This window comes from Sphingomonas sp. G5 (genome assembly GCF_052660795.1).
On record NZ_CP109660.1, the window covers coordinates 276,109 to 300,325 of the forward strand.

The following is a 24,217-nucleotide window of genomic DNA, read 5'->3' on the forward strand; positions in this document are numbered from 1 at the left end:
GGTGCGCGCGGGAGGAGATTCGGCGAGCGGAGGAGGGATGCCGCGGACTCCATCCTCCGCAGCGCGAGTGTCCTCCGTTCCACGTGCGAGGCGGACGGCGGTGCAGAAGTGTCCTACGGACGCCCGGCCCGGATCGCCGCGACGACCCGTTGCGCGTCGGACGCCTCGGCGCCGAAGAACCGCGGCTGAGCCGACTCGATGCGAATCAGGCCGCGGGAGTACTCCTGCTCGAGGAAGACATTCGTCACCCGGCGCAGCTCCACCGTCCAAGTGTCGGTCGTCGAGGCGAAGACGACGCGGGTGGGAGTGACCGCGAGCAGCCCTCCGCGGGCCGGAGGCGACGACTCGGCTTCGACCGTGAGCAGGGGCACCTCTTCGGGCAACAGCGCCGCAGCGAGACGTTCGCGTGCGTTCTCGCGCCGCATTCGATCACCTCACGAAGGTTCGCGGTGCGTGAGCATCGCCGTTCGAAGCCTATGTCGCGACACCCGGCCGACGCGGAAATGGGGGGCGCGCCGGCCGGGCGGCTCGGGGATCCGCGAGGCGGAACACTGTGGAGACGGGTCGACCGACGGATTCGTCACGCGGGATCGTCAAGCGGGCGCAGGACCGCGGGGCTCGAGAACGTCGTCACCGTCGCGCCCACCGCTCCACTCCGACGCCCGATGGGCCTCTCGACCCGCGTCGCGCGGAGGTGCGTCTCGACGTCGTCGAAGCGAGCGGCATCCGCCCCGCGTCCGAGCCCGGTACCGGGGACGAGGAGTGTCCCGCCCACGGGCGGGAAGCCGTGACGCTCGGAGAACCGCTGTGCGCGCTCGTCGACCCCGAAGGCGAGGAAATGCGCCGCGTCGTCGCCGATCGTGGCGCGCAGGGGGCCCGACCCGTGCTCCTGTCCCTGATCCCGCGTGCGAGAGTCAAACTGGCAATCGGTCGCCAATGTCTGCGCATTCGCCTATGACGGACCTGAGAGGCGCATACTTCGAAGACCGGAGATCATGTGCATGTCGTCGACGTTCGCCCTGTGGCTCTTCGTCATCAGACAGGGGCCTCTCATGGCCACGTCCCGTTTTCTCCGACCCCTTACCCTCGTCGTCACGGGTGTCGGTCTCGCCGCGGTCATGGGGGCCGCAGCGATGTCCCCCGCCTCGGCGGCGACCGTGATCGACGGCCCGGTCGATCTCGGCACCGCCAGCACCTACGGCGTGCTCGGGGCCAGCGCCGTCACCAATACCGGCCCCACGCTCGTCAACGGTGACCTGGGGCTCTCCCCGGGAACGTCCATCACCGGCTTCGGCGGTTTGCCGGACGGCGTCGTGAACGGCACCGTCCACCAGACCGATGCCGCGGCGGCGCAGGCGCAGCAGGACGCTCTCACGGCATACGGCACCGCCGCCTCACTGACGCCGACTCGCACCGGCCTCGAGGAGCTCAACGGGCTGTCTCTGTCGCCCGGCGTGTACTCCGGCGGCGCTCTCGCCCTGGCCGACGCGGGCGCTCTGACCCTCGCCGGGGACGCGAACTCGGTGTGGGTCTTCCAAGCGGCATCCACTCTCACGATCGGCTCGGGCAGTCGCATCACGATCACCGGTGGTGCGAGCTCGTGCAACGTGTTCTGGCAGGTGGGCAGTTCGGCCTCCGTCGGCACCGCCGCGCAGTTCCAGGGCACCGTCGTCGCCCAGCTGTCCGTCACGGCGACCACCGGCGCGACCGTCCAGGGCCGCCTCATCGCTCAGAGCGGTGCGGTGACACTCGACGACAACACGATCACCGCCTCCACCGGCTGCCCTCCTCCGGGCACGGTGTCGGAGACGACCGCTCCGACCATCACGTCGCCGCCGCCGGGCAACGCCATCGTCGGTGAGGGCTACACCTCGACCATCACCGCCACGGGAAACCCCGCGCCGACCGTCACCGTGACCGGGTTGCCCGACGGCCTCGTCTTCGACAGCGGCACCGGAGTCATTTCGGGGACGCCCACGACGCCCGGCGATTACGCGGTGGTCATCACCGCGTCGAACGGCACCGCACCCGACGCGACGCAGAACGTGAACCTCGTCGTCGGCCAGCCCGCTCCCGCGCCGAGCCCCTCGCCGTCGGCCTCGACCCCGCCGACCGGCAGCGCGACCCCGCCCCCGGGCATTCGCGCCGACACTCCCGGCGGGCTCGCCGTCACCGGTACCGATCCGACGATGGCGCTGAACCTCGCCGGCGGATTACTCGTCGCCGGTCTCGTCGCCGTCGTCATCTCCCGACGCCGCGCACGTCGCTCCTGACCCGCTGATCACGAACGCGAGGCCGGTGCACCCCGAGGGGCGCCGGCCTCGCGTGTCTCGTGCCGAGAGAGGGCGACGGCTGAGCGTCGTGCATCGCCCCGCATGCCGAGCCGCGGGGTCGGCGCGTGGCCCTCATGCCTGCCCGGGCGCGGCAATCACTCGACCCGGCCGAACCCACCGCCGCTCCGTGAGCCCGGTGCCGGGGTCGAGGAGCGTCCCGCCCACGGGCGCGAAGCCGTGATGTGCGTAGAACCGTCGCGCACGTCGGTTGACCTCGAAGACCAGAAGATGGGCGGCATCGTCACCGATCGCGGCGTGCAGGAGGCGCGATCCCAGCCCCGCGCCCTGCGCGTCGCGGCGCAGGTAGAGCGTGTGCAGTTCGCGCGGCGGTAACCCAGCGCGCGGTGAATCCTCGACGGAGGTACTCGCCACTCCGACGATCGCGCTCGCCGCCCAGGCGATCGTCACGGTCCGAGACCCGGAACGGATTCGTTCTGTCCACCGGTCGACGCGACTGCTGGCCGGGACGTCGAGCAGAGCGTCGTCGATCAGCCCGCGATAGGTCTGCTGCCACGCAAGGGTCTGGAACGCGGCGACGGCGGGCGCATCCTCGACGCGGGCCGTCGCGAGGCGGGCGATGATCACGCCCGCCGCTCGCAGAGCAGAGCCCCCACCGGCCGGCCTCCGCGCGTCTCGCGCGTGTGCGTCTCGACGACGTCGAAGCCCGCGGCATCCGCTCTGCGCCCCAGCTCCGCCGCGGGCCAGCGGTACGCCCGGACGACGGCGTGGTCGAATGCTTCGACCCCCGCGCCGACGAAGAAACCGAGCAGCAGTCGGCCGCCCGGACTCAGCGTTCGCGCGAACTCCCGCAGCGGCACGTCGACGCGCGCGGGTTCGTGGTGGATCGTCGAGAACCACGACAGGATCCCGCCGAACTCCCCGTCGGCGGCTTCCAGGCCGTCGATCGTGTCGACATCGAACCGGATGCCGGCATGCACCGCCCGCGCGTGCGCGACGAACCGCGGGGAGAGGTCGACACCCCGCACGTCGAGGCCCTGCCCGGCGAGGTGCGCCGTCCAGTGCCCCGGTCCGCATCCGGCGTCGAGCAGCGGACCGCTGACCGAGGCGGCCCAGGCGTCGACGATGCTGCGGTCGACCGGGTGCACGGCATCCATCGATCCGAGGGCCGCGATGTATTCGTCGGCGCGGGCGTCGTACGCGGTCGAACTCATCGCTCGAGGCTACGGGGTGATCTTCACCGCTGGCGGGAGGAGATCCGGGGAACGGAGGATGGATGCCGCGGACTCGTCCCTCCGCTCCCGTGATCTCCTCCGCTCCCGCAGCGCGGGGCGAAGCTCAGGCCTGCGCCACCCGCGCGGCGATGTCGGTGCGGTACTGCCCGCCCTCGAGGCCGATGCGCTCGAGTCCGGCGTAGGCCGCCTCGCGCGCCTCGCCGAACGTGGAGCCGGTGGCGACGACGCTGAGCACACGCCCACCCGTCGCGACGAGGTCGCCGTCACGTCGTGCCGTGGCGGCGTGGGCGACGTGGACGCCGTCGACCTCTTCGGCCTCGTCGATCCCGGTCAGCACACGACCGGTGAGGGGGGCCTCGGGATAGCCCTCGCTCGCGAGCACGACGGTGACCGCGGTCGCCTCGGCGAAGGCGGGACGCGGCTGATCCTCGAGCGTGCCCGAAGCCGCCGCCAGCAGAAGGCGGGACAGGGGATCGATGAGGCGGGGGAGCACCACCTGGGTCTCGGGGTCGCCGAAGCGGGCGTTGAACTCGATGACCTTCACGCCCTGCTCGGTGAGGATGAGCCCGGCGTAGAGCAGCCCGATGAACGGGGTGCCCTCGGCATCCATCTGCCGGATGACGGGCTCGGCGATGTCGCGGGTGACCTGCGCGACGAACTCGTCCTCTCCGCCGAAGCGCTCCGTCAGCCACGGAAGCGGGGAGTACGCGCCCATGCCGCCGGTGTTGGGGCCCTCGTCGCCGTCGCGCAGACGCTTGAAGTCCTGGGCCGGGCTGAGCGGGGCGACGTGGTCGCCGTCGCTGAGGAAGAACAGCGAGACCTCGGGGCCCGAGAGGAACTCCTCGATCAGCACCGCGCCGCTGGGCAGGTAGCTCTCGGCGTGGGCGAGAGCCGCAGCGCGGTCGGAGGTCACGATGACGCCCTTGCCCGCCGCCAGACCGTCGGCCTTGACGACATGGGGGGCGCCGAACCGGTCGAGGGCGGCCTCGACGGTGGCGACGTCGTGCGCGCGCACCGATCCGCCGGTGGGGACGCCCGCGGCATCCATGATCCGCTTGGCGTACGTCTTCGAGCCCTCGAGCTGGGCTGCGGCCTTGCCCGGGCCGAACACCGGGATGCCGTGGGCGCGCAGCGGGTCGGCGACTCCGGCGACCAGGGGTGCCTCGGGGCCGACGACGACGAGGTCGATGGCCTCGCTCTTCGCGAAGGTCAGGACCGCGGTGGGATCCATCGGGTCGAGGTCGATTAGGTGCGCTTCGCGAGCGATGCCCGCGTTGCCGGGGGCGGCGAAGATCGCGTGCGACTCCTCTTCGGCGCGCAGGGCGAGGATGATGGCGTGCTCGCGCGCGCCCGAACCGAGGACCAGGATTCTCACGCGGCCAGCCTACCGAGCGCGGGGGTCGCGCCTTTCGCGCCGCCGCGCGCAAGCGCGCATCCTCAGCCGACTGCACGACCTCCGTTCACTGCGGCGGAATGCCGACGAGGGTGCGCGATCGCTGAGGTCCTTCGCGAGCAGCGAGACGCCGACCCCGCGTCGACCCGCGGGTAGCGTGGATGCCATGCCTCCCCGCCGTATCGAGACCGGAGACGGCCGCGCCGCCCTCGCCGCCGTCGCCGCCGGAGACGCCCCGCGCCCCGCGACCGCCACAGCCGTGCGGTATCTGCTGCAACTGCTGGTCGAGAAGGCCCCCGGCAACTCGGTCGAGATGCGCGTGCCGCCGTTCGGCGCGGTCCAGGTGATCGAGGGTCCGAGGCACACGCGCGGGACGCCTCCGAACGTGGTCGAGACCGACGCCGCGACCTGGATCGCCGTCGCCACGGGCGAGGAGCACTGGGCGGATGCCGTGACCGCCGGCCGCATCGTCGCCTCGGGCGTCCGCGCCGACCTCAGCGCGCTGCTGCCGCTGCGGCCGTAGGCGGGGGTGCCGCCGGGCGCTCAGCCAGATCACGTGATCTCGGCCACAGCACACGCCATGTGCCGCGATCTCGACGAGATCACGTGACCTCGCCGGCCGCGCCCCCGCCGCCCCGCCCCCGCGCCCCGCGTCAGCGCCGGACGGGGTCCCCGCCGCCGGCCAGGAACCGCTCCAGGTCGCGTCGGGTGGGGGCAGCCTCCCAGTCGCCCGGCACGAGACAGGCCATGGCCCCGCACGCGTTGGCGCGGATGAGCGCCGCGGCGATGTCGAGACCGTCGAGGTGGGCACTGAGGTACCCCGAGACGAAGGCGTCGCCCGCACCGACGGTGTCCAACGGGTCGATGGCGAAACCCGGAGCTTCGGTGGAGCCGTCGGCGGTGACGACGGCCGCACCGTCGGGACCGCGCTTGACCACCACGTGCGCCACTCCCGCATCGAGGAGCGACTCCGCGGCATCCGGGGTCATCAGCGCGAACTCCTCGGGCCCGCCGAACACGATGGTCGCGCGCTCGGCGATCTCGCGCAGGATGGGGCCCGCGACGGCGGGGCTCGCGAGGGCCGAGCGGTAGTTCACGTCGAAGCTCACCGTGACGCCGGCGCCGCTGGCGCGCTCGACGGCCGTGAGCACCGTGGCGCGTGCGGTGTCGGAGAGCAGCGGTGTGATGCCGGTCACGTGCAGCAGGTCCGCTTCTTCGATCCACTCCGGGGGGATATCGCTCGGCGAGAGGCGTGAGCCCGCCGAACCGCGGCGGTAGTAGTGCACGGCGGTGGATGCCGCCGACGGACGCTCCTTGAGCATGAGGCCCGTCGGTGCTCCGCCGTCGACGATCGCGCGCACGTCGAGGCCCTCGGCGCGCAGCTCCCGCGCGATGCGCTCGCCCAGGGGATCGTCGCCGACGCGGCCCAGCCACGAGACGTCGACCCCCAGCCGGCGCAGGCCGACGGCGACGTTGCTCTCCGCCCCGCCGATGCCCAGGGCGAGCCCCGCGGCGTGGCGAAGCGAGCCGATCTCGGTGGTGCGGGCGAGCGCCATCGTCTCGCCGAGCGTGACGACGCGGGTCACGCGGACTGTCCCTCGGGGCGTTCGGAACCCGCGCACACCGCGACGAACCGCTCGGCCCGGTCGCGCAGCGCGCCCAGGTCGCCGCCACGGAAGGCGTCACCGAGCAGGGGCCCGCCCACGCTGACCGCCACGGCCCCCGCCGCGAGCCAGGCGGCCGCGGAGTCGGCATCCACTCCTCCCGAGGGCACGACGGCGATGTCGGGGAACGGCCCGCGCAGGTCTTTCAGGTAGCCGGGGCCGACCTGACCGGCCGGGAACACCTTCACGGCCGAGGCGCCCGCCGACCAGGACGCGAACAGCTCGGTCGGGGTGAGACCGCCGGGGATGATCGGCATGCCGGCATTCACCGCCCGCTCCACGAGCGCGGAGGAGGTGATCGGCGTCACGACGTAGTCGGCGCCCACCTCGATCGCGCGCTCGAGCTGGCCGAGGGTCGTGACGGTGCCGATGCCGAGGTCGAGCGTGTCGCCGAACGCGGCGCGAAGCGAGGCGAAGGCGTCGAAGGTACCCGGGGTCGTCAGCGTCACCTCGACGCTGCGAATGCCGCCCTCGGCGAGGGCGTCGAGCACCGCACCGTAGTCCGCGGCGGCCGACGCCCGCGCGACCACGACGAGCTTCGACGAGAGGGTGCGCAAGGGCAGCTCACCAGTCATGGACGGTCCCATCGAGCAGGCGGTTCACGGGCAGGTACGCCTTCGTGTACTCGAAGGCGCTCGCGGCCTCTTCGTCGAGCTCGACGCCGAGGCCGGGCTGATCGCCCGGGTGCAGGAAGCCCCGGTCGAAGGTGAACGACGTCTGGAACACCTCGAGCGTCTGCTCGTTATGCGGCATGTACTCCTGGATGCCGAAGTTGTGGATCGCCAGGTCGAGGTGGAGCGCCGCGGCCATGCCGACGGGCGAGATGTCGGTCGGGCCGTGGATGCCGGAGCGGATGCCGTAGATGGCGGCGAAGTCGAGGATCTTCTTCATCGCCGTGATACCGCCGGTGTGGGTCACGGCGGAGCGCACGTAGTCGATCAGGCGTTCGGTGATGAGCGTCTGATAGTCGTACACGGTATTGAAGACCTCGCCGATCGCGAGCGGGGTGGTGGAGTGCTGTCGGATGAGTCGCAGCGCCGCCTGGTCCTCGCCCGGGGTGGCGTCTTCGAGCCAGAACAGGTCGTAGGGCTCGATGTCCTTCGCGAAGCGCGCGGCCTCGATGGGGGTCATGCGGTGGTGGCCGTCGTGCAGGAGGCGCAGGTCGGTGCCGAACTCCTCCCGGATCTGCGCGAAAACGCCGGGCATGTGGGTGAGGTACTGGCGGGTGTCCCATTGCTCCTCGGCCGGACGGTCGCCCGAGCGCTTGGCCGGTTCGTAGTCGTAGCGCACACCCGGACCGGCGGCCGAGACACCGTAGATCTGCCCCAGGCCGGGGACGCCGGTCTGCACGCGGACGGCGGTGAAGCCGAGTTCGCGATACCCGGTGATCGCGTTGGAGAGGGCCGCGAAGTCGGTGCCCGAGGCGTGCGCGTAGACCCGCACGCCGTCGCGACTGGCTCCGCCGAGCAGCTGGTACAGCGGCATCCCGGCCTTCTTCGCCTTGATGTCCCACAGGGCCATGTCGACGGCGGCGATCGCGGCCATCGTCACGGGCCCACGGCGCCAGTACGCGCCCCGGTAGAGGTACTGCCAGGTGTCTTCGATGCGGTCCTCGTCGCGCCCGATGAGCATCGAGGCGAGGTGGTCGGAGAGATACGACGCCACCGACAGCTCGCGGCCGTTGAGCGTGGCGTCGCCCCAGCCGACGATGCCGTCGCTGGTGGTGACCTTGAGAGTGACGAAGTTGCGGCCGGGGCTGGTGACGATGACGTCGACGGAGGCGATGCTCATACGGGGTCTTTCTTGTCGAAGCGGGAGGCGGGGCGGGGGTGCGTCGCGTGGCCGGGTGGGGCGATCGAAGTGGCCCCGGGGCGTCTCGGGTGACCCCGGGGCCACGCACGATGGCGGATCGCACTCACCGACGAAGCGGGATGCCGGGCGGACTCGCCGTCACGAGCCCGCCCGGGGTGCGGGGCGAAGCGCCCCGCGGGTTCACATCGCGGGACGGGGATCGCGCAGATCGCGCCCGGTCCACTCGGGGGCGACGATCGCGGCGACCAGTGCCGAGGCGGTGAAGACGCCCATGAGCACCATGACCGGCACGATGCTGCCGGTGGCCGCGGCCACCCACGCGGCGGCGACGACCGGACCGATGCCCGTGGCGACGATGGCCGCGATCTCGCGGACGACGGCGGTGAGCGTGTAGCGGTTGCGTGCGCCGAAGATCTCGGGGATCGAGATGTTCTCCATCGAGGCCAGCCCCAGCACCGAGATGTTGTGGATGAGTGCGTATCCGACGAAGATCGCTCCCACTTCGCGCGAGTTGATCAGCAGCAGGGTCGGAACGATGAGCAGCAGCGACAGCGCCGACATCACGATGTACATCCGGCGACGGCCGAACCTGTCGCCGAGGAAACCGACGAGGGGGATCGTGATGAACCCGATCAGCGACGAGACGATGACGATCTCGGGACCGACCTCTTTCGAGATCGCGAGGGTGATCGTGATGAACGAGATGAGGTAGGTCTGCACGATGCCGGAGTTTCCGGCCTGACCGAAGCGCAGCAGGAACGACACGAGGACGGCCTTCAGCGGCTTCTTCTGCAGCGACTCGAGGGTGCGGATGTCGTTCGTCTCGGTGGCGACCTTGTGCAGCTCGGCGCGCGAGAGCGCCTTTCCGTCGACGACGTCGGTGCGCTCCTCGAAGACGGGGCTCTCCTTGAGGTTGAAACGCACCCACAGGGCGAAGAGCATGATGACGGCGCTGCCGATGAAGGGGATGCGCCAGCCCCACGCGATGACGTCGCTCTCCATCATCACGGCGAGCAGGATCGCCCAGATGCCCGAGGCGAAGAGCGTTCCGCAGTTGGTGCCGAGCGCGACGAGCGAGGCGACGATTCCGCGACGGTTGTCGGGCGCGTATTCGGCGAGCATGACGCCCGCGCCCGAGATCTCCGCTCCCGCGCCGAAGCCCTGCGCGAGGCGGAGGACCACCAGCAGGATCGGGGCGAGGATGCCGACCTGCTCGTACGTGGGCAGCACGCCGATGAGCGTGGTCGCCGCGCCCATCAGCAGGATCGTGTAGAACAGCACCTGCTTGCGGCCGATCTTGTCGCCGATACGGGCGAAGAAGAACGCACCGACCGGGCGGGCCACGTATCCCACGCCGTAGGTCGCCATCGCCAGCACGACCGCCATGGCCGCGTCGCCGCCGGCGAAGAAGATCTGGCTGAAGACGAGGGCGGCGGCCAGCGAGTAGAGCTGGAAGTCCATGAACTCCAGCGCGGTGCCGAGCCAGCCCGACACCGCGGCGCGGGCGAGGTCGCCGACGGATCGTTTGGCGACGGGCGGCGGCGTCGAGGCGTCGACGCCGGGGGCGGAAGAGCTGCTCATCGGATTACTCCTTCGTAGTGATGATGTGTCGGGTGTCAGAGGGAGAGAAGGACCTTGGCGGATGCCGAGGAGTCCCGCGCCGTGGCGAGCGCGCTCGCGGCGTCGGAGGCGGGGACGACGTGCGAGACGACCGCGTCGAGGGCGGTGCTGGAGGCCAGCAGGGCGATCGCGTCGTCGATCTCGGTCGAGAAGCGGAACGCGCCGCGCAGGGTCAGCTCTTTGCCGAGCATCGGCGCGAGGTTCACGCCGATCTCGGCGTCGGGGAGCATGCCGACCTGGACGACGGTGCCCGCTCGGCGGGCGGCACGGACGGCCTGGGTCAGGGCCACGCCGACACCGGAGCACTCGAAGACCACGTCGACGGACTCGGGATCGATCGCGTCGGTGCCCACGAGGAAGGTCTCGGTCGCGCCGAGCTCCCGGGCACGTTCCAGTGGCTCGGGCCGCACGTCGCTCGCACCGACGACCGAGGCTCCCGCGTGGACGGCGGCCGCGATCGTGAGCAGCCCGATGGGACCGGCGCCGATGACGAGGGCGCGCTTTCCGGTGAGGTCTCCCGCGAGGCCCACCGCGTGGAGGGCGACCGCGAGGGGCTCGGCGAGCGCGGCGCGCTGGAGCGGCAGTCCCTCGGGGAGCACCCGGATCATGTGCTCTTCGACGACGAGGAGCTCGGCGGCCCCGCCCTGGCGGTGGGGGAACCCTGCGGCACTGCCCAGGTAGTCGCCGCCCGCGCGCAGGTGCGGACGCTCTTCGAGGCCGGGCGTCGACGGGCCGAAACGCGCGGGGTGGACCGTCACGGGCGTCCCGGGGGCGAGTCGTCCCGAGGGGTCGAGATCGACGACCGCCGAGAGCTCGTGTCCGGGGGTCAAGGGTTCCCGGACGGCGTACTCGCCGTTCTTGCCGTGGAAGTAGTAGTGCAGGTCGGATCCGCAGATTCCGACATAGCGCACGCGGAGGCGCACTTCGCCCTCGCCGGGTTCGGGGTCCGGTCGGTCTTCCCAGCGGATGTCCTCCGCAGCGTGGATCGCGAGAAGCTTCATCGCGTCTCCTTCGTGTCGAAGCGCCCGAGGGGCGCCGGGTGGTCAGTGGGTGGTCGGTGCCAGAGCGTCGGATGCCGACAGGCTGTCGGCGATGGCGCGGTCGACGCCGCGCGTGACGATCGTGTCGAGGAGGTCGCCGACACGCTCGACGAAGGCGGTGCGGTGGGAGAGCTCTTCGCCGAAGAGCTGCAGGTCGACGATCGCCCGAGCGGCAAGGTCGCGTCCATCGCGGGTGGCGACGGCGGTCAGCCGTTCGCGCGCCGGGTCGGTCATCGCGGCCGCGTGCGGGCCCGGGTCGAATCCCGCGGGAGGGGCGACGCAGGCGAGGTAGGCCGCCACGGTGAGGGCGATGAGGTGGGGGAAGACGCCGTTCTCGAGCGCGTGGAGCACAGGTCCGGGGATGCGCTGTCCGAGCTTGACCGAACCGTCCGAACCCACCTGGCTGGTGCGGTGTCCGAGGGCGCTGTTGCCCCAGCGCGAGAACAGGTCGCGTTCGTACTGTGCGATGTCGACGCCCGCCGGTGCCGTCACCGAGGGCTCGTACTCCTGGCGCAGGATGGCCGCTGCGGCGGACTCCACGTCGGGCAAAGAGATGGCATCCGGGATGGTCGCTGCCCCGCGCAACGCACCCAGGTACGCGATGAGGGAGTGCGTGCCGTTGAGCAGCCGCACCTTCAGCTGCTCGAAGGCGCCCACCTCGTCGGTGAAGACGGCGCCGCCGGCCTCCCAGGCGGGACGTCCCCCGGCGAAGCGGTCTTCGATCGCCCACATCGTGAACGGCTCGGCGGGCACGGGGATGTCGTCGCGCGCGCCCAGCAGGGCGGTGACGCGCTCGGTGAGCTCCGGCGTCGTCGAGGGGACGATGCGGTCGACCATGCTCGAGGGGAAGGTCACGGCCCGGTCGAGGTAGGCGAGGACGTCGGCGCCCTCGGCATCCGGAAGCTCCCGCACGAAGTCGCGCACGAGCTTCTCGGTGTGCGATCCGTTCGAGAGCAGGTTGTCGCAGCTGAGGATCGAGATCGGCGCACCGCCCGCGGCGGCGCGCCGCTGGAGCCCGCGAGCGAGCTGCCCGATGGTCGAGCGCGGGTCGCCCCCGCGCAGATCGCTCGCCACGATCGGGTCGGTGACGTCGAGGTGCTGGGTGGCGTTGGAGTAGCTGTAGCCGTTCTCGGTGACGGTCAGCGTCGCGATGCGGATCCGCGGATCGGCGAGGTCGTCCACGACCCGGGCCGGCTCGTCGGTGGCGACGTACGAGTCGGTGTGCACGCCGGGGACGACCAGCGACGTGCCCTCGGGTGAGATCGTGGCGACGGCGTACAGGTGGTCTTGGGCGTGTAGAGCGTCGACGACACGGTGCGAGCGCGAGGCGACCCCGACGATGCCCCAGTCCCCGCCTTCGGCACGCAGGGCGGCCGCGGTGTAGACCGCTTGGTGGGCGCGGTGGAAGCTTCCGAGGCCCAGGTGCAGGATGCCGGCTCCGCCCGGGGTGACGGTCGCGTTCGCGGTGCCGCGCTGCAGCCGTGCGCTCATGAGCGGGTTCCCGACGGCGCGGCGGTGGTCGACCGGGGGAGATCGTCGATGATCAGCATGTAAGCAGTTTTCAAGCTTTGTACAAACTTGTCAAGTGTTTACATCGACGGATGCGCGATGATGGAACGTCACGGACAGGGGTGAACATGGCGGCGAATCTCACCGAGGTGGCCAAGCACGCGGGCGTCTCGATCGCGACCGCGTCGCGCGCGTTCGGCGAGCCCGATCGCCTGGCCCCCGCCACCCTCGACCGCGTTCGCCGCGCCGCCGTCGAGCTGGGGTACACGGCGCCGCAGGCGACCGTCGCCACCCGCACGATCGCGGTGATCGTCCCGGATGCCGCCAACCCCGTATACGCGACGCTGCTCAAGGCCATCCAGGCGCAGGCGTGGCACGGTCGTCACCGCATCGTGCTGTTCGACGCCGACGAGGATCTCCACCGCGAGCGCGAGAGCATCGAACTCGCCGCGCGCACCGACGGAGTCCTCCTCTGCTCACCGCGCCTTCCCGAGCGCGACGTTCTCGCACTCGTCGGCGACACTCCGCACGTCGTCGTCAACCGCGTGCTCGACGGAGCGGTCTGCGTCGTCATGGACGCGGAGCGCGGACCCGTCCAGGCTGTCGAGCATCTCTCCGCGCTCGGTCACTCCCACATCGCCTACGCCTCGGGCCCGCACGGCTCGTGGGCGGACGAGCAGCGCGCCGGTGCCGTCGAGCGGGCCTGCCGGCGCTTCGGCATCCGGCTCTCGCGCCTCAGCCACAACGCCGCATCGATCCAGGGTGGTCGAGCGGCCTCGGCGGCCGCCGTCGCGACCGGGGCCACCGCCGTGATCGCGTACAACGACCTCGTGGCTCTGGGCCTCGAGGCCGGGATGGCCGAGCTCGGGCGCGCGTGCCCCGACGACGTCAGCATCGTCGGGATCGACGACATCGACCTCGCCGGTGCGGTCACGCCCAGCCTGACGACGGTGCGCATGCCCATCGCCCGCTCCGGAGCGCTCGCCGTCGACCTGCTGCTGCAGTCCATGGCCGGGTCGGCGCCGATCGCCGACACCGTGCTCCCCTCCGAGCTCATCGTCCGCCGGTCCACCGCTCCGCCCGCCGGCTGATCCGGTATCTCGACGCCCGCGCATTCCCGCCCCGCCGATCCGCCAGCGGTGGGACAATGGTCGTATGGCCGAGCAGCCCGCCCCCGAACGACCGTCTTCCTCGAGCGATGAGCGACAGACGCTGACGGTTCGTCGCGCCCCGAAGTACGGCGTGTTCCTGGGAGCCGGGGCGTTCGCCGGCATCCTGATCGCCCTTCTGCTCACCGTCTTCATCGACGGTTCCGACATCAGCCCGTACACGCAGGTCGTCTACTCGCAGATGCAGGTCTTCGGGTTCACGGCCCTGATCTTCGTGGTGCTGGGCGTCGCGGTGGGGGCGATCGTCGCCCTGATCTTCGAGCGCACCGTCGGCGGTCGTACTCGCCAGGTCACCGTCGAGCACGAGCAGCACGGCATCTGACGCGCAGCTCGTCGATCAGGCCAGTTCGGCGATGATCGGGTGGATAGCGGTGTCGAAGGCCGCGACGTCGCCGCGCAGGCCGTCGGTCACCGCCACGGTGAGCGAGCCGATCCACCACACGCCTCGCTGAGCCAGCGGAAGCACCTGCACGTTCAGCTCGAACGAGTGAGCGCGTCGCCCCACGGCCCGCTCGTGCGCGGCGATCGCGCTCGCATACGCGCGGTACGAGACCCCGGGCCGGGCGGCGGCCTCGCGCGTATAGCGATCGTTCGCGAGCCGCGCGAAATCGACGGCGTCGTCGGCGTGCGCGCCGATGGCTGCGCGCAGGGTCTCCGAGCCCTCGACCGGCAGGGTGACGAGCGTCTCGAAACCGTCGATCAGTTCGAGGGGTACGGGCGAGGGGTGCGCCTGGGGCTCCACCGTCATCGCCCAGTACTCGCGCCACTCGCGTTCGAGCTGCGCGTGCGCGGCATCCGTCCGCTCATCCACCCACGGGGGCGGCACGCGCCGCAGGGCGGGGAGCTCGTCGGGAGACCGGATGCCGAGGACCTGGCGCAGGTAGAGCGCGACGAGCACCGATTGCGCCGCGTCCTCGCGGATCACCCACTCCGGCTGACCGCCCGTCATGGCGCCATTGTAGGGAGCGGGAGCGACGTGGGGGTGGGTCTTGCGTCGGGCCGGGGGTGCGTCGCGGGTGGCCCGGTGCGCGTGCCGCGGGAGGGTCGCGGGAGGAGAACTCCGGACGGGAGGATGCCAGGCGCCCGGTCCGTCCTCCCGTCGCTGAATCTCCTCCCGTCGTCAGCCCCGGTGCGCGTGCTCGTACTTCCTCCACATCCCCGTTGTCCACAGCGCGTCGCGCGATCCGCCGATCGCACGCCGTCAACCGGGCACGATGGCGCGATGGTCGATTCCGCGCTCCGCCTCGATGGGCTCGTCACTCGCCTTCGTGCTCTCGGCGGGGTGGCGGCCTCCGCCCGTGTGCAACGGGAGGGTTTCTCCGCCGGTACCGTCGGGGCGGCCGTTCGCGCGGGCGCCGTTCTCCGTGTCCGCCGCCGGTGGCTCGCGCTGCCCGAAGCCGACGCGTTCCTCGTCGCGGCGGCACGCAGCGGTGTGGTGCTGACGTGCTGCACGGCCGCCCACCGGCTGGGGCTGTGGGGGCTGGAACACGAGGAGGTGCATGTCGCCGCCCCTCCCCACGCGGGTCGCATCACGGTGGCAGAGGGCACTCGCGTGCACCGGTGCACGCCGCTGATGCCGCGGCATCCCGAGGATCTCGTCGATGGTGTCGTCAACATCCTGGGCGTCGTCAGCAGATGCCTGCCGACGGAGCAGGCCCTCGCCGTCTGGGACTCGGCGCTGAACAAGAAGCTCGTGACGCTGGACGAGATGCGGCGGTACCGGCTGACAGGCCGAGGCAGGGCGCTCGCGGACCTCGCCACTCCTCTCGCCGACTCGGGTCTGGAGACCTTCCTCATCGTGCGGCTGCGATGGCTGGGGGAGCGCCTCACGCCGCAAGCGTGGATCCTCGGTCACCGCGTCGATCTGCTGATCGGGGAACGACTTGTGGTTCAGGTCGACGGTGCTCACCACGTGGGCGCACAGAGAGAGGCCGACATCCGGCACGACGCTCGGCTGATGCTCAACGGCTATCACGTCATCCGCGTCGGCTACCGGCAGGTGGTCGAGGACTGGCCCTCCGTGCAGCAGCTCGTCGTCCACGCCATCGCGCAGGGGCTGCATCGAGCTCGCTGACGTGCCGCGGGCGGGGCGTCGGGAGGAGAACCCGGGAAGGGAGGGCGGGTGCGCGTCTCGAGGTCCTCCCGTCACGGAATCTCCTCCCGTAACCGAAGCCCTCGGGGCCGGCCGGCAACCGCCACGCCCGCGCGAGGCGTGCGCGAGGGGAGGATATTCCGCGCAGGGAGGAAAGATTCGGTCTCGAAAGCCCTCCCGCGGGGCGATCTCCTCCGTTCCCCCGCCCAGGGACGCTTCCCTGTGTTCTGAAAGGGTCACGCGGGGTGCGGTGCCCGCGCCTGTCCGCCCCGGGTAGTCTGTTGCGGTGGCTTCCGCTCCCCACGAAAACCCATACTCCGCCGCAGGCGTCGATACCGCCGCCGGAGATCTCGCCGTCGAACTGATGAAGTCGGCCGTGCGTCGTACGCACGGGCCCGAGGTGCTCGGTGGGGTGGGCGGTTTCGCCGGTCTCTTCGACGCCTCCGCGCTCCGCGACTACGCGCGCCCCCTGCTCGCGACCAGCACCGACGGTGTCGGTACGAAGGTCGCGATCGCGCAGGCCATCGACAAGCACGACACCATCGGTGAAGACCTCGTCGGCATGGTCGTCGACGACATCGTCGTGGTCGGTGCACGTCCCCTCTTCATGACCGACTACATCGCGTGCGGCAAGGTCGTGCCCCCGCGCATCGCCGACATCGTCGCGGGCATCGCGCGCGGTTGCGCCATGACCGGCACCGCGCTCGTCGGCGGCGAGACCGCCGAGCACCCGGGTCTGCTCGGCATCGACGACTACGACGTCGCGGGAGCGGCGACCGGTGTCGTCGAGGCCGATCGCGTGCTCGGTGCCGACCGCGTCCGCGCGGGAGACGTGGTGCTGGCCCTCGCCTCGAGCGGCCTGCACTCCAACGGCTACTCGCTCGTACGCCACATCATCACCGGCGCGGGGATCGCCTACGGCGCGGCCTCCGCGGAGCTCGGTAGCACGTGGGGCGAAGCGCTGCTCGAGCCCACGCGCCTGTACACCTCGCCGCTGCTGCGCCTGCTCGACGACGGTGCCGTGGGCGCCGGCATCCACTCGCTCAGCCACGTGACGGGCGGCGGTATCGCCGCGAACCTCGCGCGCGTGCTCCCGCAGCAGAGCTGGGTTGATGTGGACCGTTCGACGTGGAGCCCCGCGCCGGTGTTCCGCGTCCTCGCCGACATGGGTGGACTCGAGCTCACGGCGACCGAGGGCACGTGGAACCTCGGCATCGGCTTCCTCGCCGTCGTCTCGCCCGAGATCGCGGATGCCGCGACCGCCGCGCTGCAGGCCGATGGCATCGCCACCTGGCAGGTCGGCGTCGTCCGCGAGGGCGCTCGCCCCGAGGGCGAGTACGAACAGGGAGCGAAGGGCGTCGACGGAGGGGCCGTGCGCCTGGTCGGAACCTACGCGGATGCCGGGCACCCGGCGAACGGAGCGGTCTGACACCCCATGTGCGGCATCGTCGGCATGGCCGGGCAGGGCCCGGTCAATCAGGAGATCTACGACGCGCTCCTGCTCCTCCAGCACCGAGGGCAGGACTCCACGGGCATGGCCACGGCCGAGTCCAGCGGCGTCTTCCACATCCACAAGGCCCGCGGACAGGTGCGCGAGGCCTTCCGCACGCGCGACATGCGCGCCCTGCTCGGCGACATCGGTCTGGGCCACGTGCGCTACGCCACCAAGGGCACCGCGTCGAACGAAGAAGAGGCGCAGCCCTTCTACGTCAACGCGCCGTACGGCATCGTGCTCGTGCACAACGGCAACCTCACGAACACGCGCGAGCTGACGACCGAGCTGTTCCACAAGGACCGCCGCCACCTCAACACCAGCAGCGACACCGAGCTGCTCGTGAACATCCTCGGCTCCGAGCTGCAGTCCGAGATCACCGGCCCCGACCTCGACCCCGCGCAGGTCTTCCGCGCGGTCGGCCGCGTGCACGAGCGGGTCGAGGGCTCGTACGCGTCGATCGCCCTCATCGCGGGCTATGGCCTGCTCGCGTTCCGCGACCCGTTCGGCATCCGCCCGCTCATCCTCGGCAAGCGTCCCGCGCCCGAGGTGTCTGGGGGAGAGCCCCGCGACGAGTACATCGTGGCGTCCGAGTCGCTCGTGCTCGAGAACGCCGGCTTCGAGATCGTGCGCGACGTCGAGCCGGGCGAGGCCGTGTTCATCACCCTCGACGGCACGCTTCACGCGCAGCAGTGCGCGAAGAGCACCGTGCTTGCGCCCTGCTCGTTCGAGTACGTCTACCTCGCCCGTCCCGACTCGGTCATGAACGGCGTCTCGGTGTACGAGACGCGCCTGCGCATGGGCGAGCGTCTGGCCGACACCGTCGCGAAGTACACGCCCGCGGGGGCCATCGACGTGGTCATGCCGATCCCCGACTCCGCCCGTCCTGCCGCGATGCAGGTGGCCCGCAAGCTGGGCATCGAGTACCGCGAGGGCTTCTACAAGAACCGCTACGTCGGCCGGACGTTCATCATGCCGGGACAGGCGGTGCGCAAGAAGAGCGTGCGTCAGAAGCTCAACGCCATGTCGACCGAGTTCCAGGGCAAGAACGTGCTGCTGGTCGACGATTCGATCGTGCGCGGCACGACGAGCCGCGAGATCATCCAGATGGCTCGGGATGCCGGAGCCAAGAGCGTCACGTTCGCCTCGGCCGCCCCGCCGGTGCGCTATCCCCACGTGTACGGCATCAACATGCCCTCGCGTCACGAGCTCGTCGCGCACGGCCGTACGATCCCCGAGATCGCGGAAGAGCTCGGCTGCGACTACCTCGTGTACCAGGAGGTCGACGACCTCAAGGCGGCCATCATGGAGGGCACCGACCTGGTCGACCTCGACATGAGCTGCTTCGACGGGCGTTACGTCACGGGCACCGTGTCGGACGAGTACCTCGCCTGGGTCGAGGGCAGCCAGGAGTCTTGACCCGCCGTCGGGCGGGAACCATCGCGCTTGCCGCGGCGGCGATCGTGCTGCTCGCGCTCACGCTGCGGATCGCGGTCGCGTCGCTCTCTCCGCTGCTGACGCGCATCGGCGAGGACTTCCCCCTCCCCGCGGCCGTCGTGGGACTGATCGGCATGGCACCGCCGGTGGCGTTCGCGCTCGCCGGCATGGTCACCCCGGCGATCGAGCGTCGTCTCGGCCTCGAGCGTTCCGTGCTGATCGCTGCGGTCACCGCCGCGGCGATGCTCGGCCTCCGCGCGGCCGCGGTCGACGCGTGGTCGCTGCTGGGCGCGACGGCGGGGGTGTTCGCCGCGGTGGGCGTGGCGAACGTCCTGATCCCGACCGTGGTGAAGAAGTACTTTCCCGAGCGCATCGGTCTCATGACGACCGTCTACAGCACGGCGATGGCGGTCGCCACCTTCACGCCCCCGCTCGTGGCCGTGCCCCTGGCCGACGCGGTGGGGTGGCGCGGTTCGTTCGTGACCTGGGCCGTCGTGGCCCTCGCCGCTGTCGCGCCGTGGGTCGCATTGAGCCTGCGGGCGCGGGTGTCGCGGCGCGATGCGGTCGACGAGCCGCGCGCCGACGTGCTGGCGCGGATCGTGCGCGTGCCGCAGACGTGGGCGCTCGTCGTCACGTTCGGCGTCAACTCCTCGGTCGCCTACGCCATGTTCGCGTGGATGCCGCCCCTGCTCATCGACGTCGCCGGAGTGGATGCCGCGGAAGCCGGTGGACTGCTCGCCCTCTTCTCGTTCATGGGGCTGCCGGTGTCGCTCCTCGTCCCCCTGCTCGTGTCTCGACGGGGCCGCACGACCCCGTTCTACGTGGTTGCCGTCGGGGGCGGGCTGGCGGGGGTCATCGGGTTGCTGGTGGCCCCTTCGGCGGCGACGGTGCTGTGGGTGGTGCTGGTCGGCACCCCGCCGCTGATGTTCCCGCTGGCGCTGGTGCTGTTCGGGCTGCGTACCCGCTCGCACGAGACCACAGTCGCGCTCAGCGGCTTCGTGCAGAGCGTGGGGTACGGGTTCGCCGCGCTCATGCCCCTGGCGATCGGGGTGACCCACGAGCTCACCGGTGGATGGACCGCGGGGCTCGTGCTGATCGGCGTCGCGCTGGTTCTCGTCGTGCCGGCTGCGATCGTCATGAGGCGCCGCGAGAGCGTCGAAGAGGCGTGGGAGCGCCGCACGGGGCTCCGCTGGTAGAGGAGTGTCCGCCCCGGTCGGCGGGATCCGTCGTCATCGGATGGTGATGGGGGTGCCCAGCGGCAGGAGGTTCGCGAGTTCGGTGATGTCGGTGTTGGAGAGCCGGATGCAGCCGTGGCTGGCTGATCGGCCGATGCTGTCGGCATCGTCGGTGCCGTGCAGACCGATCTGGCCGGGACCGCCGCCGAAGCTCGAGAGCACGTCGGAGAACGCCGACAAGCCGAACGCGTAAGGGCCGTATCCCTCGTTGGTGGGCTGGAGCAGCTCGGTGAGGAAGAACGCGCCGTGCGGGGTCGGGGTCCCGCCGGTACCGGTGGCGGCGCGGAAAGTCTTCACCGGGTGGCCATTCTTCAGCAGCGTCAGGGTGTTGTCCTCGGTGGAGGCGTCGAGGCTGTACTCAAGGCTGTGCTGAACAACGGCATCGGCCTTGACCCATCCCGTGCTGCCGTTGGGGCGTTGAGCGAGGTGCACCTGCAGCCAGTCTCCCCGTGTGGCGGCCACGAGAAGCGTCAGGGGCGCGCCGGACTCCTGCGGGTTCCGCAGGGTGGCTGTCACGCTGCCGGCGGGCTCATCGTAGACGTCGAGTGTCGCGCCCGTCGCCGTGGCCGAGGTGGCGGTCGCCGCCGGGGTGCTCGCCGCCGGCGTCGAATCGGCTGTCGGCTGCGTCTCGGCGATTGCGGAGGGGGCCGCGTCCGGCGTCGCGGCGGGAGAGCATCCGGCGAGCAGGAGGCTGGACAGGAGCGCCACGGCTCCGACGCTGACGGATGCGGTCGTGCGGCTGAGCACCGGGAACTCCTCAGGGTGGGTGGAAACGGGAACGCCGGGCCGGAACGAACGTCCCGGCCCGGCGTCGGACAAGCCTTATCGATCAGCCGGTGAAGGTCGCGGCACGCTTGACCGGGGTCGCCGGGCCCGCAACGGGCACGGGAGCCGGGGTCGTGGCATCCGCGGTCACTGTGAAGCTGACCGGCGCGGCCTGGATGGCGCCCGCTTCGGTGGATGCGCTGAGGTTGTAGGTGCCCGCGTTGGCGTAGTTGGTGCCGACTTCGGGAACGTAGTGAAGAGTGACGGTGCCGGTCGCGTCGGCGACGGCATCGGGACCGGCCTGGTCGCCCGTACCGGGTGTCGAGATGCCGAAAGCGACCGTGGCGCCCGGTGTGAAACCGGCGAAGGTCGCGGTGACACCATTCTTCAGATAATCCGACAGCGGCTGCGTGGTCGGCGTTACCGACGACGCGGGCGGGGCGACGACGGTGATCTCAGTGAAGGCCCCCGAGTTGTCTGCTGGGTGCGTGACGGCAATTCTGTGCTCGCCGGTTGAAAGGCCGGCGGGGATACGTGCCGTGCCTTTGTATTGGCCGCTGCCGTCCGCTTCCACGGCGCTGCCCGTGACGGGATACGTCGTCAGCGGGGTGATGTCGTCGATGGTGAACTCCAGGCTGCCGCCCTCCGGGAATCCCGAGGCGGTGAGCGTGATCGTGCCGCCGGGGGTCACCGTTGCGGAGCTGGAAGCGAGCCCCGGGTCGGGGCGGGCCTGGGCGGAAACCGCTCCTCCGAGCGTCAGGAGCGCCGTCAGGAAACCGGCGATGAGGATCGAGGCGGAGCGCTCACGTCGCGAACGCGTGCGAGGTGTAGTCGTCGACATGGGAGTGTCCCTGTTCTGTGCAGTGGCGGCACCCGATGGAAGGGTGGATGCCATCAACGGGAAGAGCACCCCGATTACAGAGCAGTCGGAGCACCCTCCGCATCATAGCGACAGGAGGGTGTCAAACCCACGAAATGGAATGAAGCGGTACAAAACGGTTCGCAGATCGATCTGCACCACGAACAGGCCGCCCCCTCGTGGGAGTGGCGACCACAGGGCCGTGGTGCGCGGTTTCGCGCGGTACGGAAACGAGCGGGAAGGCGTCAGGCCTTCTCGTTGTCGTATTCGTCGCTGTACTGGTCGGCCCACTTGTCGACGTACGCGTCTTCACCCGGAGCGGGTGCACCCAGTTCGCGCTCGAGAGCGGAGTAGTTCACCGAATAGGTGTCGTACTTCAGCTCACGGGCGATCTTGGTGTTCTTCGCCTTCTGACGGCCACGCCCCATGCGAGACCCCCTCACGATCGACGTCGAGGGCCGACTGCGGGCCCTGCGTATTGCGGTTCCGGACCGAGCCGGTAAGAGTAACAGCCAGGATATCACGGCACCTTCCGGCCGAGCCGTCGAGCGGCGGCCGCCGGGGGTGCCGTCGTCGAGAGGAGCCGTCATGTCCGATCAGCCCCGCCCGCGTACCGGTCGCGGAAAGGTGATCGCGGGCGTCGTGCCCGGTCAGTCCGCCAGGATCGTGCGCGAGGCGGCCCACTATGCAGCCCTCGCGCGCGCGGAGCTCGTCGTCGCTCACGTCGACACCACCCGTTTCGTGGCCTTCGAGGATCCCGACGGCTATGTGCACTCGTCCACCGTCGACGTGGCGGGGGACGCCGCGAAGGCCGCTCTCGACGAGGTGCGCCGCATGACGGCCGAGGCTCTGGCCGGAAGCACCGTCACGTGGACGGCACGCCAGATCATCGGAGATCCGGCGCTGGCCCTGATTCAGCTCGCCGACGAGATCGACGCGTCGCTCATCGTCGTCGGGACGCGCAAGCGCGGCCTTGGTGAATCCCTGCGCGAGTTCCTCACCGGCTCCGTAGCCGCGCGCCTGAGCCACCGGCAGCGCCGACCGGTTCTCGTCGTCCCGCAGGGAGAACCGGTCGGCGCCGAGGAGGAGCTGCCGTGGGAGTGACGCTCTAGGTGCGCATCGCCCGCGCGACCGCTTCGGTGGCGTGGAGCAGCGCGGCCTCGATGTCGTCGACTCCGGATGCCGCGAGCTCCCCGCCGCGCGCCACGTGCGATCGCAGTTCGGAGCGCACGCGCCCGCGGAACTCGTTGATCGCGGCATCGGCGCGAGAAAGCTGTTCGCGGCTGCGGGACCGCGCGTCGTCCGCCGGAGTCGCCTGGGCGTGCTCGCGCTCCTCCCGCGAGGCAGCGGCGAGGTCGGCGCGGAGGCTGCGCATGGCGTCGCGCACACTGCCACGCACCTCATCGGCGATCAGTCGCACGCTGTCGGCGAGCCCGGCCTGAATGCCCTCGAGGTCGCTCGTGCGTGCCGCGACTTCGGCGCGGCCGGCATCCGTGATCTCGTAGACGGTCTTGCGGCCGTCGACGGTCTTGGTGACCAACCCCTCGTCCTCGAGCTTCGAGAGCCGCGGGTAGATGGTGCCGGCTGACGGGGAGTAGGTGCCGCCCGTTCGCTCCGAGAGGGCCTGCATGAGGTCGTACCCGTGGCGCGGGGCCTCCTCGAGCAGGCTGAGGATGTACAGGCGCAGATCGCCGTGCGAGAAGACGGGGCTCATCACCACTCCTCCTCTCCGGCGAGTTCCTCGGGACGCAGGCCCGAGATGCCGCGGCGCAGCACGGTGATCTCGCCCGAGACGGTATTGGCGCGCACGTCGACGAACGAGCCCGCGAGGGCGCCCGTCGACCCGGTGTAATTGGTGGGTCCCTTGCCGGAGCGCACCTGACCGTCGATCTGAACGCGGCCGCTCACCGATCGCGAGACGTAGTTGGCGGGGAGCGACCGGTCGAGGCGGATCGTCGCCGTGCCGCTGACGGAGTTGAGCGAGATCGCCTGGGTCGCGCCCGTCGAATCGACGAGCATGGCACCCGACACGGTGTCGATCGATGCCTTCGTGATGCGGCCGGTGGCCGCGACGTCACCCGAGACGCTGTTCGCGCTGAGGGCGCCTTCGAGTTCGCGCACCTGCACATCCCCCGATACGGCGTTGAGGTCGATGTCGCCGCGGAGGCCGTCGACGATGATGTCGCCCGACACGGTGTTGAGCCGCACATCGGTGCGCAGACCCGAGACGAGAGCGCTCGCGCTGACGACGCCGAGGGTGAGGGCGACCGTGCGCGGTACGGCGACACTGACCTCGGCCTTGGGACCGCCCGAGCCGAAGTTGCGGAACACCTCGAGAAAGTTGTCCCACCGCAGCTGTGGGTGGTCGATCTCGAGACGGCCGTCGACCATCTCGATCCGCAGGTCTTTGACGGTGACGCCGTGCACCTCGATGCGGGCATCGGGCTCGTCGTGCGCGATGACGTCGACCTGTCCGCCGACGAGGCCGACCTTCAGCTCACGCAGCGAATCGATGTCGATGACGCGCGTCTCGCCGGGGTGGACGATCCATTTCTCCATGGCGGGTTCTCCTCACTCGCGATATATCGCGTTAGAGGGAGTATC

The 24,217-nt window shown here is 70.8% G+C and carries 26 protein-coding genes; 9 read left to right on the forward strand and 17 right to left on the reverse strand.

Annotated elements, in window-relative coordinates; genetic code table 11:
• Window positions 1-113 precede the first annotated feature (113 nt).
• Together NE358_RS01310 and NE358_RS01315 are read right to left on the reverse strand one after the other, a co-directional pair.
• Window positions 114-425 carry a hypothetical protein gene (locus NE358_RS01310; protein ID WP_116238778.1) on the reverse strand — a complete coding sequence of 104 codons (312 nt, stop codon included), beginning with the start codon at window positions 423-425 and terminating at the stop codon, window positions 114-116.
• 155 nt (window positions 426-580) lie between these two features.
• Window positions 581-937, reverse strand: coding sequence for a hypothetical protein (locus NE358_RS01315; RefSeq protein ID WP_289940700.1), 357 nt, complete (start codon window positions 935-937; stop codon window positions 581-583).
• A gap of 115 nt (window positions 938-1,052) precedes the next feature.
• On the opposite strand from NE358_RS01315, the gene NE358_RS01320 reads away from it, so the two are divergent.
• The gene (locus NE358_RS01320) at window positions 1,053-2,273 is read left to right on the forward strand and encodes an ice-binding family protein (RefSeq protein WP_180993392.1); all 1,221 of its coding nucleotides are present in this window, start codon (window positions 1,053-1,055) and stop codon (window positions 2,271-2,273) included.
• Window positions 2,274-2,405: 132 nt separating this feature from the next.
• On the opposite strand, the gene NE358_RS01325 is transcribed toward NE358_RS01320, so the two are convergent.
• From NE358_RS01325 to purD, 3 genes are all read right to left on the reverse strand, one after another.
• Complete coding sequence (locus NE358_RS01325; protein ID WP_170210636.1) at window positions 2,406-2,918, reverse strand: GNAT family N-acetyltransferase; 513 nt, start codon at window positions 2,916-2,918, stop codon at window positions 2,406-2,408.
• Window positions 2,915-3,505: a class I SAM-dependent DNA methyltransferase gene (locus tag NE358_RS01330; protein ID WP_289940704.1), complete on the reverse strand. Its 591-nt coding sequence runs from the start codon at window positions 3,503-3,505 to the stop codon at window positions 2,915-2,917. The genes NE358_RS01325 and NE358_RS01330 overlap by 4 nt, the downstream gene beginning before the upstream one ends.
• A 124-nt stretch (window positions 3,506-3,629) precedes the next feature.
• Window positions 3,630-4,901 carry a phosphoribosylamine--glycine ligase gene (gene purD, locus NE358_RS01335; protein WP_289940705.1) on the reverse strand — a complete coding sequence of 424 codons (1,272 nt, stop codon included), beginning with the start codon at window positions 4,899-4,901 and terminating at the stop codon, window positions 3,630-3,632.
• Window positions 4,902-5,085: 184 nt separating this feature from the next.
• Between purD and NE358_RS01340 the strand changes: the two genes are divergently transcribed.
• Window positions 5,086-5,442 carry a sterol carrier family protein gene (locus NE358_RS01340; protein WP_103206948.1) on the forward strand — a complete coding sequence of 119 codons (357 nt, stop codon included), beginning with the start codon at window positions 5,086-5,088 and terminating at the stop codon, window positions 5,440-5,442.
• A gap of 130 nt (window positions 5,443-5,572) precedes the next feature.
• Here NE358_RS01340 and NE358_RS01345 read toward each other — a convergent pair whose 3' ends face one another.
• The 6 genes from NE358_RS01345 to NE358_RS01370 form a co-directional block, all read right to left on the reverse strand.
• Window positions 5,573-6,505 carry a sugar kinase gene (locus NE358_RS01345; RefSeq protein WP_103206947.1) on the reverse strand — a complete coding sequence of 311 codons (933 nt, stop codon included), beginning with the start codon at window positions 6,503-6,505 and terminating at the stop codon, window positions 5,573-5,575.
• Window positions 6,502-7,158, reverse strand: coding sequence for a bifunctional 4-hydroxy-2-oxoglutarate aldolase/2-dehydro-3-deoxy-phosphogluconate aldolase (locus NE358_RS01350; protein ID WP_289940712.1), 657 nt, complete (start codon window positions 7,156-7,158; stop codon window positions 6,502-6,504). Before NE358_RS01350 ends, NE358_RS01345 begins: the two co-directional genes overlap by 4 nt.
• Window positions 7,148-8,374, reverse strand: a complete 1,227-nt coding sequence (gene manD, locus NE358_RS01355) for a D-mannonate dehydratase ManD (protein ID WP_103206945.1) — start codon at window positions 8,372-8,374, stop codon at window positions 7,148-7,150. Before manD ends, NE358_RS01350 begins: the two co-directional genes overlap by 11 nt.
• A gap of 201 nt (window positions 8,375-8,575) precedes the next feature.
• A complete protein-coding gene (locus NE358_RS01360; RefSeq protein WP_103206944.1) occupies window positions 8,576-9,976 on the reverse strand; it encodes an MFS transporter in 1,401 nt (466 codons plus the stop codon).
• A gap of 35 nt (window positions 9,977-10,011) precedes the next feature.
• Window positions 10,012-11,016, reverse strand: a complete 1,005-nt coding sequence (locus NE358_RS01365) for an L-idonate 5-dehydrogenase (protein WP_289940716.1) — start codon at window positions 11,014-11,016, stop codon at window positions 10,012-10,014.
• A 42-nt stretch (window positions 11,017-11,058) separates the two neighbouring features.
• Window positions 11,059-12,546: a mannitol dehydrogenase family protein gene (locus NE358_RS01370; protein ID WP_289940718.1), complete on the reverse strand. Its 1,488-nt coding sequence runs from the start codon at window positions 12,544-12,546 to the stop codon at window positions 11,059-11,061.
• A 146-nt stretch (window positions 12,547-12,692) separates the two neighbouring features.
• Between NE358_RS01370 and NE358_RS01375 the strand changes: the two genes are divergently transcribed.
• Together NE358_RS01375 and NE358_RS01380 are read left to right on the forward strand one after the other, a co-directional pair.
• On the forward strand, window positions 12,693-13,655 hold the full coding sequence (locus NE358_RS01375; RefSeq protein WP_141376439.1) for a LacI family DNA-binding transcriptional regulator: 963 nt from the start codon (window positions 12,693-12,695) through the stop codon (window positions 13,653-13,655).
• A 64-nt stretch (window positions 13,656-13,719) separates the two neighbouring features.
• Window positions 13,720-14,055: a potassium transporter Trk gene (locus NE358_RS01380; protein WP_141376441.1), complete on the forward strand. Its 336-nt coding sequence runs from the start codon at window positions 13,720-13,722 to the stop codon at window positions 14,053-14,055.
• Window positions 14,056-14,070: 15 nt separating this feature from the next.
• On the opposite strand, the gene NE358_RS01385 is transcribed toward NE358_RS01380, so the two are convergent.
• The gene (locus NE358_RS01385) at window positions 14,071-14,682 is read right to left on the reverse strand and encodes a zinc-binding alcohol dehydrogenase (protein ID WP_116238768.1); all 612 of its coding nucleotides are present in this window, start codon (window positions 14,680-14,682) and stop codon (window positions 14,071-14,073) included.
• A 273-nt stretch (window positions 14,683-14,955) separates the two neighbouring features.
• Between NE358_RS01385 and NE358_RS01390 the strand changes: the two genes are divergently transcribed.
• From NE358_RS01390 to NE358_RS01405, 4 genes are all read left to right on the forward strand, one after another.
• Complete coding sequence (locus NE358_RS01390) at window positions 14,956-15,807, forward strand: endonuclease domain-containing protein (RefSeq protein WP_289940723.1); 852 nt, start codon at window positions 14,956-14,958, stop codon at window positions 15,805-15,807.
• A gap of 304 nt (window positions 15,808-16,111) precedes the next feature.
• Window positions 16,112-17,254 carry a phosphoribosylformylglycinamidine cyclo-ligase gene (gene purM / locus NE358_RS01395; RefSeq protein WP_289940726.1) on the forward strand — a complete coding sequence of 381 codons (1,143 nt, stop codon included), beginning with the start codon at window positions 16,112-16,114 and terminating at the stop codon, window positions 17,252-17,254.
• Between the two features lie 6 nt (window positions 17,255-17,260).
• Window positions 17,261-18,736 carry an amidophosphoribosyltransferase gene (purF, locus tag NE358_RS01400; RefSeq protein ID WP_289940729.1) on the forward strand — a complete coding sequence of 492 codons (1,476 nt, stop codon included), beginning with the start codon at window positions 17,261-17,263 and terminating at the stop codon, window positions 18,734-18,736.
• Entirely contained in the window at window positions 18,733-19,950 is a 1,218-nt protein-coding gene (locus NE358_RS01405; RefSeq protein ID WP_116238765.1) for an MFS transporter, read from the forward strand. The genes purF and NE358_RS01405 overlap by 4 nt, the downstream gene beginning before the upstream one ends.
• A 33-nt stretch (window positions 19,951-19,983) precedes the next feature.
• On the opposite strand, the gene NE358_RS01410 is transcribed toward NE358_RS01405, so the two are convergent.
• The 3 genes from NE358_RS01410 to NE358_RS01420 form a co-directional block, all read right to left on the reverse strand.
• Window positions 19,984-20,736: a L,D-transpeptidase family protein gene (locus NE358_RS01410; protein WP_289940733.1), complete on the reverse strand. Its 753-nt coding sequence runs from the start codon at window positions 20,734-20,736 to the stop codon at window positions 19,984-19,986.
• 82 nt (window positions 20,737-20,818) lie between these two features.
• On the reverse strand, window positions 20,819-21,595 hold the full coding sequence (locus tag NE358_RS01415; protein WP_103206933.1) for a hypothetical protein: 777 nt from the start codon (window positions 21,593-21,595) through the stop codon (window positions 20,819-20,821).
• 263 nt (window positions 21,596-21,858) lie between these two features.
• Complete coding sequence (locus NE358_RS01420) at window positions 21,859-22,041, reverse strand: DUF3073 domain-containing protein (protein ID WP_056225789.1); 183 nt, start codon at window positions 22,039-22,041, stop codon at window positions 21,859-21,861.
• A 160-nt stretch (window positions 22,042-22,201) separates the two neighbouring features.
• Between NE358_RS01420 and NE358_RS01425 the strand changes: the two genes are divergently transcribed.
• Window positions 22,202-22,717 (forward strand): universal stress protein, encoded by a 516-nt coding sequence (locus NE358_RS01425; protein ID WP_103206932.1) that lies wholly within the window; start codon window positions 22,202-22,204, stop codon window positions 22,715-22,717.
• 4 nt (window positions 22,718-22,721) lie between these two features.
• On the opposite strand, the gene NE358_RS01430 is transcribed toward NE358_RS01425, so the two are convergent.
• On the reverse strand, window positions 22,722-23,327 hold the full coding sequence (locus tag NE358_RS01430) for a PadR family transcriptional regulator (protein ID WP_103206931.1): 606 nt from the start codon (window positions 23,325-23,327) through the stop codon (window positions 22,722-22,724).
• Window positions 23,327-24,172 (reverse strand): DUF4097 family beta strand repeat-containing protein, encoded by an 846-nt coding sequence (locus tag NE358_RS01435; protein ID WP_103206930.1) that lies wholly within the window; start codon window positions 24,170-24,172, stop codon window positions 23,327-23,329. The genes NE358_RS01430 and NE358_RS01435 overlap by 1 nt, the downstream gene beginning before the upstream one ends.
• Window positions 24,173-24,217: the final 45 nt, after the last annotated feature.

What these genes read in the sequence shown, in the direction of transcription:
- NE358_RS01385 (WP_116238768.1), bottom strand. Translation starts at nt 14,682, where the DNA reads ATGACGGGCGGTCAGCCGGAGTGGGTGATCCGCGAGGACGCGGCGCAA.
- NE358_RS01340 (WP_103206948.1), top strand. Translation starts at nt 5,086, where the DNA reads ATGCCTCCCCGCCGTATCGAGACCGGAGACGGCCGCGCCGCCCTCGCC.
- NE358_RS01310 (WP_116238778.1), bottom strand. Translation starts at nt 425, where the DNA reads ATGCGGCGCGAGAACGCACGCGAACGTCTCGCTGCGGCGCTGTTGCCC.
- NE358_RS01360 (WP_103206944.1), bottom strand. Translation starts at nt 9,976, where the DNA reads ATGAGCAGCTCTTCCGCCCCCGGCGTCGACGCCTCGACGCCGCCGCCC.
- NE358_RS01430 (WP_103206931.1), bottom strand. Translation starts at nt 23,327, where the DNA reads ATGAGCCCCGTCTTCTCGCACGGCGATCTGCGCCTGTACATCCTCAGC.
- NE358_RS01350 (WP_289940712.1), bottom strand. Translation starts at nt 7,158, where the DNA reads ATGACTGGTGAGCTGCCCTTGCGCACCCTCTCGTCGAAGCTCGTCGTG.
- NE358_RS01365 (WP_289940716.1), bottom strand. Translation starts at nt 11,016, where the DNA reads ATGAAGCTTCTCGCGATCCACGCTGCGGAGGACATCCGCTGGGAAGAC.
- NE358_RS01375 (WP_141376439.1), top strand. Translation starts at nt 12,693, where the DNA reads ATGGCGGCGAATCTCACCGAGGTGGCCAAGCACGCGGGCGTCTCGATC.
- NE358_RS01320 (WP_180993392.1), top strand. Translation starts at nt 1,053, where the DNA reads ATGGCCACGTCCCGTTTTCTCCGACCCCTTACCCTCGTCGTCACGGGT.
- manD (WP_103206945.1), bottom strand. Translation starts at nt 8,374, where the DNA reads ATGAGCATCGCCTCCGTCGACGTCATCGTCACCAGCCCCGGCCGCAAC.
- NE358_RS01435 (WP_103206930.1), bottom strand. Translation starts at nt 24,172, where the DNA reads ATGGAGAAATGGATCGTCCACCCCGGCGAGACGCGCGTCATCGACATC.
- NE358_RS01420 (WP_056225789.1), bottom strand. Translation starts at nt 22,041, where the DNA reads ATGGGGCGTGGCCGTCAGAAGGCGAAGAACACCAAGATCGCCCGTGAG.
- NE358_RS01330 (WP_289940704.1), bottom strand. Translation starts at nt 3,505, where the DNA reads ATGAGTTCGACCGCGTACGACGCCCGCGCCGACGAATACATCGCGGCC.
- NE358_RS01390 (WP_289940723.1), top strand. Translation starts at nt 14,956, where the DNA reads ATGGTCGATTCCGCGCTCCGCCTCGATGGGCTCGTCACTCGCCTTCGT.
- NE358_RS01415 (WP_103206933.1), bottom strand. Translation starts at nt 21,595, where the DNA reads ATGTCGACGACTACACCTCGCACGCGTTCGCGACGTGAGCGCTCCGCC.
- NE358_RS01380 (WP_141376441.1), top strand. Translation starts at nt 13,720, where the DNA reads ATGGCCGAGCAGCCCGCCCCCGAACGACCGTCTTCCTCGAGCGATGAG.
- NE358_RS01370 (WP_289940718.1), bottom strand. Translation starts at nt 12,546, where the DNA reads ATGAGCGCACGGCTGCAGCGCGGCACCGCGAACGCGACCGTCACCCCG.
- purF (WP_289940729.1), top strand. Translation starts at nt 17,261, where the DNA reads ATGTGCGGCATCGTCGGCATGGCCGGGCAGGGCCCGGTCAATCAGGAG.
- NE358_RS01425 (WP_103206932.1), top strand. Translation starts at nt 22,202, where the DNA reads ATGTCCGATCAGCCCCGCCCGCGTACCGGTCGCGGAAAGGTGATCGCG.